At 63.6% G+C, this 8,858-nt stretch carries 8 protein-coding genes; 5 read left to right on the top strand and 3 right to left on the bottom strand.

The window, feature by feature from the left end:
• The first annotated feature begins 404 nt into the window (after positions 1-404).
• Entirely contained in the window at positions 405-746 is a 342-nt protein-coding gene (locus EN869_RS23945; protein ID WP_127228442.1) for an antibiotic biosynthesis monooxygenase, read from the top strand.
• On the opposite strand, the gene EN869_RS23940 is transcribed toward EN869_RS23945, so the two are convergent.
• Entirely contained in the window at positions 725-1,615 is an 891-nt protein-coding gene (locus EN869_RS23940) for an SMP-30/gluconolactonase/LRE family protein (protein WP_127228441.1), read from the bottom strand. The genes EN869_RS23945 and EN869_RS23940 overlap by 22 nt on opposite strands.
• Before the next feature lie 309 nt (positions 1,616-1,924).
• Here EN869_RS23940 and EN869_RS23935 point away from each other — a divergent pair, with 309 nt between their 5' ends.
• From EN869_RS23935 to EN869_RS23925, 3 genes are all read left to right on the top strand, one after another.
• On the top strand, positions 1,925-2,845 hold the full coding sequence (locus tag EN869_RS23935) for a DUF4375 domain-containing protein (RefSeq protein WP_127228440.1): 921 nt from the start codon (positions 1,925-1,927) through the stop codon (positions 2,843-2,845).
• Positions 2,846-3,121: 276 nt separating this feature from the next.
• Positions 3,122-3,820 carry a phosphatidylserine decarboxylase gene (locus EN869_RS23930; RefSeq protein WP_127228439.1) on the top strand — a complete coding sequence of 233 codons (699 nt, stop codon included), beginning with the start codon at positions 3,122-3,124 and terminating at the stop codon, positions 3,818-3,820.
• A gap of 75 nt (positions 3,821-3,895) precedes the next feature.
• The gene (locus EN869_RS23925) at positions 3,896-4,639 is read left to right on the top strand and encodes a phosphatidylcholine/phosphatidylserine synthase (protein ID WP_245489600.1); all 744 of its coding nucleotides are present in this window, start codon (positions 3,896-3,898) and stop codon (positions 4,637-4,639) included.
• Between the two features lie 175 nt (positions 4,640-4,814).
• On the opposite strand, the gene EN869_RS23920 is transcribed toward EN869_RS23925, so the two are convergent.
• The gene (locus tag EN869_RS23920) at positions 4,815-7,037 is read right to left on the bottom strand and encodes an AMP-binding protein (RefSeq protein WP_127228437.1); all 2,223 of its coding nucleotides are present in this window, start codon (positions 7,035-7,037) and stop codon (positions 4,815-4,817) included.
• Between the two features lie 305 nt (positions 7,038-7,342).
• Positions 7,343-7,750, bottom strand: coding sequence for a 4-oxalocrotonate tautomerase family protein (locus EN869_RS23915; RefSeq protein ID WP_127228436.1), 408 nt, complete (start codon positions 7,748-7,750; stop codon positions 7,343-7,345).
• A gap of 111 nt (positions 7,751-7,861) precedes the next feature.
• Between EN869_RS23915 and EN869_RS23910 the strand changes: the two genes are divergently transcribed.
• Complete coding sequence (locus tag EN869_RS23910) at positions 7,862-8,716, top strand: LysR substrate-binding domain-containing protein (protein WP_127228435.1); 855 nt, start codon at positions 7,862-7,864, stop codon at positions 8,714-8,716.
• The last annotated feature ends 142 nt before the right edge of the window (positions 8,717-8,858 follow it).

Here is an 8,858-nt window from a genome sequence, read left to right as displayed (position 1 = left end):
ACCTGCAAGCTTCTGGCCCAAAAATGCTTCCGCCAGGCTCAACTGACCAGTCTGCTTCACCGCCATTGCGATTCCCTCCGAGCTTCCGTCTCAGAGAATCACAACCAGCCAATTACGCAACAGGCCCCTTGTGGGAGAAGGTGGCCTCGCTAAGCGAGGTCTGATGAGGGGTGTTGGAAGGATCACCGCGCGGCAAGATTAAACGCTTGAAGCATTTATTCTTTTTCGCCACATTCCTTCCGACACCCCTCATCCGTCTCGGCGCCGACGCGCCGATCCACCTTCTCCCACAAGGGGAGAAGCGAAGATGAAAATCTCCCCTTGACCTCAACCTATCTTGAGCTTGCAAACCGTCTCCGAGCCACCTGCCGGGCAAACCCCTTCCAAATGGAGATGGACAAGAAATGAGCACTGAAAATCACCATACTGGCAGCGTGTTCAGGGTCGATAAGTTCGTCGTGCCGGCCGAGGCGCGTGACGAAATCCTGAGCAGGGTCTTCATGACGCATGAATTGCTGCGCCAGCAAGAAGGTTTCGTGCAGGATTTCCTGCTCGAGCAGATCTCCGGCCCCGGCGAGTTCAACATCGTCACCATGGTGGAATGGGAAAGCCAGGCCGCGGTCGACAAGGTGGTGCCAATCATCAAGGCGGCGCATGAGCGCATCGCCTTCAACGCGCAGGAAACCATCGCGCGCCTCGGCGTCAAGGCCGACATCGCCAACTATCAGCGCGTGCCGGAGGTGTAAGAAGGCCATCCGGCTCCCGGCGCGGATACGGCGATGCTCAGCACCTGACCGGTGCGGGCGTCGCTCACCATGTTTTCGAACCCGCGCCATTCGGCGGCGAGGACGAACAGCGTCCTGCCGTCGGCACCGCCCAGCATGCAGGCAAAGCAACCGCGATCGACCTCGACCCGGTCGATTTTCTCGCCGCCTTCGCGCACCCTGACACAGTGCCGGTTCGGCACATCGGCATACCAGACGCAGCCTTCGGCATCGATGCAGATGCCGTCGGGATAGTCGTTGCCGAGATCGGCCCAGACGCGCCGGTTGGAAAGGCCGCCTTCTTCTGCAATGTCGAACGCGGTCAGCCGCCTGGCGTGGGATTCGGCGACGATCAAAGTCCGGTTGTCCGGCGTCGCGGCCATGCCGTTGGCGAAGGCAATATTGTCGGCCACTTGCCGTATCGCGCCGTCCGGCATGATCAGCACGATCGTGCCCGGTCCGAAATGCTCGCCCGGCGCCGGCGCCGGCCCTCCGCCATTGACGTAGATATTGCCGTGTCCATCGACGACGATTTCGTTCCAGGGACTCTTCGACAGTCGCCTGAGATCGGCATGGGTGACGAGCGTTCCGTCCGCTTCCTGCCTGAGCAGAAGGCCCTCCCGGCCGGAAACGACAAGCAATCGTCCATCCGGCAGCCAGTCGATCGAATAGGGCAGGACGGCCGGCACCCTGAGCATGACCTCGCTTTTGCCGCGCTCGTCCACGGCGACGACTTCGCCGGTGCCCCAGTTGCACAGCCAGACCCGACCATCATGCCAGCGCGGCGACTCGCCAAAGGCAAGGCCTTCTGCGATGAGATCGGCTTTCCTGCCGTTGCTGGATGACGACATCTGGCTGGCTCCCTAGGTGTTGTCCGGCATAGGACGAACGAGCGAATGGAATGCCGACATGGTCTTCAGACAATTTGAGTGGAGCTTATCGCGCAGCCGGGACCAACAAACCTGGCTATATTCGTGTTGGTTTCAAATCCATAGTCTGATGATATTGTCGCGTCGCAATTAACCACCTGCTTTTAGGGCGATGCGACGCCGCTGCAGGTAACGCCGCCGCTGGCGGTTGTGGTCGGTCGTTCAACAGTCGAACAGGCAAGCGACAGCCCCCTTGACCTCGTCATTGCCGTTGAGACGTTTGTCCATACTATGACCTCCGACGGGCTCTACCGCTTTCCGGAGATCAGCCAGAGGGCGATGCAGGTTTCTCATGCAAGCACGTACTCGGCTGAAGTGATGAATGGGGGCCATAGTCAATTCATCTACAATGCGGCCGAAGAAATCGATGACATGATTGCCAACGCCCGAGCGGGACTCATCGCTTGCGGTGCGAAGGGGCATTTGGTCACTCTCGAAAAGATGTCGGCCTGGATTGCCGAGCATCCTAATAAAGCCGCGGAACAAACAGGTTTCGAGGGTGGCCGCGATGACTTTCTGGATACGCTCGACGATGCCTTCTCCAAGGCCGATGAAGTTGAGCCGATGGAGAATTTTTTGGCGCGGTGGATTACGTCATGGCCAGATCTGCAGATCGTCGATGATGACGACTACAGCGATGTCATACACCGGCTGGTGATGGTCAACCCTCAACGCGAACGCAGGCTTCTTCATCGTTCGGTTAGCAAGCTGGTGAGCCAGATGATCGACTGGCGCACCGTCGGGATTGATCTCGCTTGTGCCAAGATATCGCCACCCGAGCTCAGAGTGGGGTTCGGAATAGCTAGGATGCTGCCCGTCGAGGGTGAGATGCAGATGGTTTTCCAACTGCGCACCACCGCGGAGCAGCCTCGGCTATGCGTCGCAACCCAGACGCACGCCGATATCTACATGACGCCTGCAGACCCACCGGATTCAGGTCAGAGTGACAATTCGATGGAAACTTCTGCACCACGAATTGGCATCCGGCTTGGTCGCGCCGAAGAGTCTGAGATAAAAACGGTTTTCGAACTGGCCGCAAAATACAATGCTCCGGTCGCTGTCGACCTTCTCTTGCGTAAAGCCGGATTCGATCCCACGCGCGCCATCGTTTCAGCCAATTCAGTAGTGCAACGGCGAACGGGCCGGCGGTGAATTGGGTAGTGCTGGCTTCTGGCGAGGACTTCCTCTTACGGTCCTCGGCGAATGGCAGTGTGCTCTTGCGTCGGAAAGATGACGAGAAGCTCGACGAGGCTACAACGCCTGAATTGGACGAGCACTTTGATCGCTACGCAGCAGCAGGCTAGTCCAACCTGCCTCCGACAATGGCATCCTCAGCAACCCGCCCCGTTCCTCCCCCATTGTTGCGTTGCGGGGAGGGGGGCTTTCCGCTATTGAGGCGCAACCTGAAACAGGACCGCCCCAAGCCCCATGACGCTTCTCGACTCGGTCAAGAATACGTTCGTTCCGATCCACCGCGAAGGCTATCCCTTTATCGCCGCCTTCGCCGCGGCGACGCTGTTTCTCGGCTATTTCTCCTCGATCCTGTTCTGGATCGGGCTGATCCTCACCGCTTGGTGCGTCTATTTCTACCGCGATCCCGAGCGCGTCACGCCGGTCGACGACCGGCTGGTGGTGAGCCCGGCCGACGGGGTGATCTCGGCGGTCGGGCCCGCCGTGCCGCCGAGCGAGCTTGGCCTGGGTTCCGGCGAGATGACCCGCATTTCGGTGTTCATGAACGTGTTTTCCTGCCACATCAACCGCGCTCCGGTGCGCGGCCGGATCACGCGCATCGAGCACAAGCCCGGCAAATTCCTCAATGCCGAGCTCGACAAGGCAAGTGCGGAAAACGAGCGCAACGGCCTGGTCATCGACAGCCCTAACGGCACGATTGCCGCCGTTCAGATCGCAGGCCTGGTGGCGCGGCGCATCGTCTGCTGGGCAGAGACCGGCGGCACGATCGCGATCGGCGAGCGTTTCGGCCTGATCCGCTTCGGCTCGCGCGTCGATGTCTTCCTGCCGTCGGGCGCCGTGCCGCGCGTCGCGGTCGGCCAGACGGCGGTCGGCGGCGAGACCGTGCTCGCCGAATTCGGCGGCACCGCGGTCACGCCCCTGGTCAGGGTTTCCTGAGCGTTGGGCGCGCCGTTCAAAAAGTTCGAGGCCCATGCCAGCGGCGGCCCGCGCATCCGCGAGATACCGATGCGCATGGTACTGCCCAATCTAGTCACGGTGCTTGCCATCTGCGCCGGCCTGTCCGGCATCCGCTTCGCCTTCGAGAACCGCTTCGAGATCGCCGTGGTCATGGTCCTGCTTGCCGCCTTCCTCGACGGCATCGACGGGCGGCTGGCGCGCATGCTGAAGGCGACCTCGAAATTCGGCGCGCAGATGGATTCGCTGGCCGACATCGTCAATTTCGGTGTCGCGCCCGCACTGGTGCTCTATGCCTTCCTGCTCGACCGCGCCGGCTCGCCGGGCTGGATCGCGGCACTTCTCTTCACCATCGCCTGCGGCATGCGGCTCGCCCGTTTCAACGTGCTGGCCGACGACACCGACCAGCCCGCGTGGCAGTCCGAATATTTCGTCGGTGTGCCGGCCCCGGCCGGCGCCGTGCTGGTCATGCTGCCGCTCTATCTGTATTTTTTGCGGCTCGGGCTGGAGCCGTCGCGGCCTGCCGCCTTCCTGGCCACCGGCTTCACCGTGCTGGTCGCGTTTCTGCTGGTGAGCCGCCTGCCGGTCTATTCGGGCAAAAGCGTCAAGGTGCCGGGCGACAGGGTGCTGGCGGTCATCCTGGCTGTAGTGCTCTATATCCTGCTCTTGATGGCCTATCCCTGGTACACGCTGACCGCCTCGGTTGCCGGCTATCTGCTCTTCCTGCCGTTCTCGGTCCGCGCCTACTCGAAACGGGCCATGCGCGAGGGCGAGAAAGTGCCACCGTCGGATATCGGGTAGCCGGTAATCTCCCCTTGAGGGGGAGATGTCGCCGAAGGCGACAGAGGGGGTCGCTGCGCGTGGAGCGCCAACGCCGCTCGCGGCGCGCAATGGCGTCGGCGTTCTACGCGCTAAGACCCCCTCTGGCCGCTTCGCGGCCATCTCCCCCACAAGGGGGGAGATTGGCGCTGGCGCGCTACGCCGCCACGTCCAGCCCCAGCCTATCAATCGCCAGCTTGCGCGCCGAGGTGTAGTCCGTCTTGCCCGAGCCCAGCACCGGGATCTCGTCCACCTTGATGATGTCGTTCGGGACCATCAGTTCGGCGGCACCCGCCTTCTTTCCGAACTGGCGCAGTTCCTCGGCACTGGCATCGTCGGCGGTGGTCACCAGCACGATACGCTCGCCACGCCTCTTGTCGGGCACGGCCACCGCGGCATGGCGCTCTTCCGGCCACAGCGACTGCACCAGCATTTCGACGGCGCCCAGCGACACCATCTCGCCGGCGATCTTGGCGAAGCGTTTTGCCCGGCCGCGAATGGTGATGAAGCCCTCGCGGTCGATCGAGACAATGTCGCCGGTGTCGTGCCAGCCTTCGAGCGGCTGCAATTCGCCCGGCCGGTCGGCGCTCATATAGCCCATCATCATGTTCGGCCCGTCGAGCCACAGCCGGCCGCCCTCGGCGATACCTTCGACCGGCTCCAGCTTCATGCGGATGGCCGGCAGCGGCCGGCCGACCGTGCCGTCGCGGCTATGGATCGCTGTGTTCACCGCCACCACGGGCGCGGCCTCTGTCAGTCCGAAACCTTCGACGATCGACGCCTGGAAGCGGTCGCGGTAGGTGCGCCGCGTCTCCTGCTTCACCGCCTCGGCGCCGGCCACGACGAAGCGCAGGCTGGAGAAGTCGCCGTCCTTGGCGGTGCGGGCATAATTGGCGAGGAAGGTGTCGGTGCCGAACATCACGGTCGGCTTCACCTTGCGGGCGATCTCCGGAATGATCTTGTAGTGCAGCGGCGAGGGATAGAGGAACAGCTTTATGCCCAGCACCAGCGGCAGGATGGTGCCGCCGGTGAGGCCGAAGGAATGGAACACGGGCAGCACGTTGAGCAGGATATCGGCCGGCGAGACAGAGACGCGCGCCTCGGCCTGCATGACATTGGCAAGCAGATTGCGGTTCGACAGCACCACCGCCTTCGGCGAGCCTTCCGAGCCCGAGGTGAACAGGATCACCGCCGGTTTGCCCGCCTCCTGCGGCTGCAGCGGCAGGCGCCACAAAAGTGCCGCGGCGAGCTTGTCCAGCGTGGTCACGCTGGCGCGCACATCCTCCAGCCACAGCATCTTGGCGCCACCCGCCTCGACCGCGGCGACGATGTCGTCGATGCCCGCCTTCTCGATGAAGGCGCGGGAGGACACCACGGTGCGGATGACGGCGGTGCGGATCGCCGCGGTTACGCTGGCCGGGCCGGCGGTGTAGTTGATCATCGCCGCCACTCTGGCCGCCGAGATCAGGCCGACGAAGGTGAGCACCACGCCATTGGCATTGGGCAAGAGCACGCCGACTGCTTCGCCCGGCGCCGTCACCGCCTCGAAATGGCGGCCGAGCACGCGCGCGCCGATGAACAGCTTGCGATAGCTGAGCGAGCCGGAGATCACATCCTCGATGATCGGATGCGATGGGCCGACGCGGTCGGCGGCGTCGCGCATGGCGAGGAACAGGCCCCGGTCGAGATTGGTGCCGTAGAGGCGTGCTTCGGCGAAACGGTCGAACAGCGCGTTGGTGTTGGAAGCCATGTCGGGATTGCGCGCCACCAGCTCGGCCACGGTCATCGGCTCCAGCACGCTAACCGACAGCCGCGGGAACCAGTGGCGAGGTGCCTTCTCCTTCGGCGTCAGCGACACAGGCAGGTCGCGCGTGCCGGCAACGAAGATCGGCACGATGCGCGCGTCCGCCTGCATGGCGATGCGGGTGATGGCGCGAAACAGCCGGAAGGATTTGACGTCCGGCTCGACATTGTCGGGCAGGTAGACGGCAAGCCGTCCCTTGCCCTTCAGCACACGCACCAGCCGGCGGCTGACGAAGACGTGCTCGGCATTGAAGGCAATGGTACGGGCAAGCTCGCGCCATGGTTCGAGCCAGGGCGAGCGCGCCGAAGCCTCGTCCAGAATATGCAGCGTGTCGTCGGGCAGCAGCGACAGCATCAGCGCCGGCTCGATGCGCGACTGGTGCGAAACCACATAGATGACCGGCGCCTTGGCGCTGCGGGCAATGCGCATGCGGTCGTCGGCGATGCGGTAGGCAAGCTTGAACGGCACATAGAGCAGCGCCTGGGTGAAACGCAGATCGAGCCGGAACCTTTCGATCACGGCGATCAGCAGCCAGGCAAAGACAAGGCCCGCCAGCAGCGCCAGGGTCAGGATCATGCCGCTCTCTCCCAGTCTCCTCCAGGGCGCGGCTCTTGAGCGGCCGCTTTGGTGGCAGAGGGTAGCGGAAGCGCGGGCCAGGTCAATGCGGAGTGATGCACGGCGTCCCCTTCTCCCTTGTGGGAGAAGGTGGCCGAGCGAAGCTCGGACGGATGAGGGGTGCTGGAAGGATCGCTGCGCAGGAGAGTAAGCTCCTCAAAGTATTAAAATTTTTTGAGGCCGTGTTCCTTCCAGTACCCCTCATCCGTCTCGGCGCTGCGCGCCGATCCACCTTCTCCCACAAGGGGAGAAGGGGAAGACGGCGCCTAGGCCGCCTTCAGCCTCCCGCTGATGAACCGGAACTCCTGGCTCTTGCCGCCATAGCCATAGGCCGCCGCCGGTACCTCATGCACGAGGGCATAGCTTTCCTCATGCACGCCGCCGAGCAGCCGGCCGAAAGCCTCGAAGATCGCCTTGAGATAGGCTTCCAGTTCCAGCTTGGTGTTGGTGCCGTCGACGACCTTGATGTCCAGCCAGAATGTGTTGGTGCCGTGCGCGGCCAGCGACTTGCCGCCGGCGAACCAGTGCTGTGGGTCGATGTAGTTGACCGCGACCGCGGTGATTGTCGGGTCCTTGCGCAGCAGCTTCGCGGTGATGTCCGTGGCTTCGCTGGCGATGGCGGCTGACAGCTTGGCGTCCGGCTTGCCTGTGATGCTGACATTGATGATCGGCATTTTTCTCTCCTTCGGGTTTGCGCCTCGCGCTTTCGATGGGAGGACAATGTCACGATGATAACATCAATAAAATCGAATTGTTTTTCACGAACACTTCGATATCATCGAACTATGGAAACGCTCGATCCCGACTTGCTGAAAACCTTCCTCGCTTTCGTCGATGGGGGCTCACTTGCCAAGGCCGCGTCCACTGTCGGCCGCACGCCGTCGGCGGTGACCGCGCAGATGCAGCGGCTCGAAGAGATCGTCGGCGAGCCGTTGCTCACCCCCCAGGGCAGGGGGCGCGGGCTGACACCGGCCGGCGAGGATCTTGTCGGCCATGCCCGGCGCATTCTTGCCGTCCACACCGAGGCCTGGCTGGCGCTGAAGGGCGCGCGCGCCGGCGGCCGCATCGCCATCGGCACGACGCAGGATTTCGCCGACCAGGGCCTGCCGGACCTGCTCAGGGCCTTCGCCGCCAGCCATCCGCGCGTGCGGATCGAACTGCGCGTCGGCCGCTCCCTGGAGCTCGGCTCGGCGCTGCAGGCGGGCCAACTCGACCTCGCAATCACCATGCGCCATGCCGCATCGCCGGACGAAGCGGCCGTGATCAGCGAGCCGATGCTGTGGCTCTGCTCGGAAAAAGGCCTGGCGACGCGGCAGGAAGCGCTGCCGCTGGCGCTGCTCGATCCTTATTGCGGCTTCCGCGAGGCCGCGCTCAACGCGCTCGACGCCGCCGGCCGCCGCTATCGCATCGCCGCCGGCAGCGCCAGCCTCGCCGGCCTGCGCGCCGCGGTCGATGCCGGCATCGCGCTGACGCCGCGCACCCGGCGCTTCGCCCATTCCGGCATCGTGGAAGCGTCTTCAGAGTTAGACCTCCCGCCATTGCCCATGGCCGATTTCGCCATCCGGCTTGGCCGTGAAGCTCCTCGCTCGGCACGCGATCTGGCGGAGCTGCTGGGCAGCGGTCTGGCCTTGCCGTCCTGAACGCCCCGTTTCCAGCAATCCAAAGAAAAAGCCGACCTTTTTGCGGGTCGGCTTCTAGTCGGACGGGTCGAGGGGTTTGGGGGGACTTGGGGGTGACCCGTCGATCTAACAATGCCTGAGTCGGATGATGGTTCCGTGACTG

Source organism: Mesorhizobium sp. M2D.F.Ca.ET.226.01.1.1 (assembly GCF_004022705.2).
GTDB lineage: Bacteria > Pseudomonadota > Alphaproteobacteria > Rhizobiales > Rhizobiaceae > Mesorhizobium.
The sequence above is the reverse complement of the archived record's forward strand: the minus strand, read 5'-3'. Positions and strand labels throughout refer to the sequence as shown.

Bases quoted from the DNA above. Each gene is read 5' to 3' on its own strand.
- EN869_RS23935 (WP_127228440.1), top strand. From the start codon at position 1,925: ATGACCTCCGACGGGCTCTACCGCTTTCCGGAGATCAGCCAGAGGGCG.
- EN869_RS23925 (WP_245489600.1), top strand. From the start codon at position 3,896: ATGGTACTGCCCAATCTAGTCACGGTGCTTGCCATCTGCGCCGGCCTG.
- EN869_RS23945 (WP_127228442.1), top strand. From the start codon at position 405: ATGAGCACTGAAAATCACCATACTGGCAGCGTGTTCAGGGTCGATAAG.
- EN869_RS23940 (WP_127228441.1), bottom strand. From the start codon at position 1,615: ATGTCGTCATCCAGCAACGGCAGGAAAGCCGATCTCATCGCAGAAGGC.
- EN869_RS23920 (WP_127228437.1), bottom strand. From the start codon at position 7,037: ATGATCCTGACCCTGGCGCTGCTGGCGGGCCTTGTCTTTGCCTGGCTG.
- EN869_RS23910 (WP_127228435.1), top strand. From the start codon at position 7,862: ATGGAAACGCTCGATCCCGACTTGCTGAAAACCTTCCTCGCTTTCGTC.
- EN869_RS23930 (WP_127228439.1), top strand. From the start codon at position 3,122: ATGACGCTTCTCGACTCGGTCAAGAATACGTTCGTTCCGATCCACCGC.
- EN869_RS23915 (WP_127228436.1), bottom strand. From the start codon at position 7,750: ATGCCGATCATCAATGTCAGCATCACAGGCAAGCCGGACGCCAAGCTG.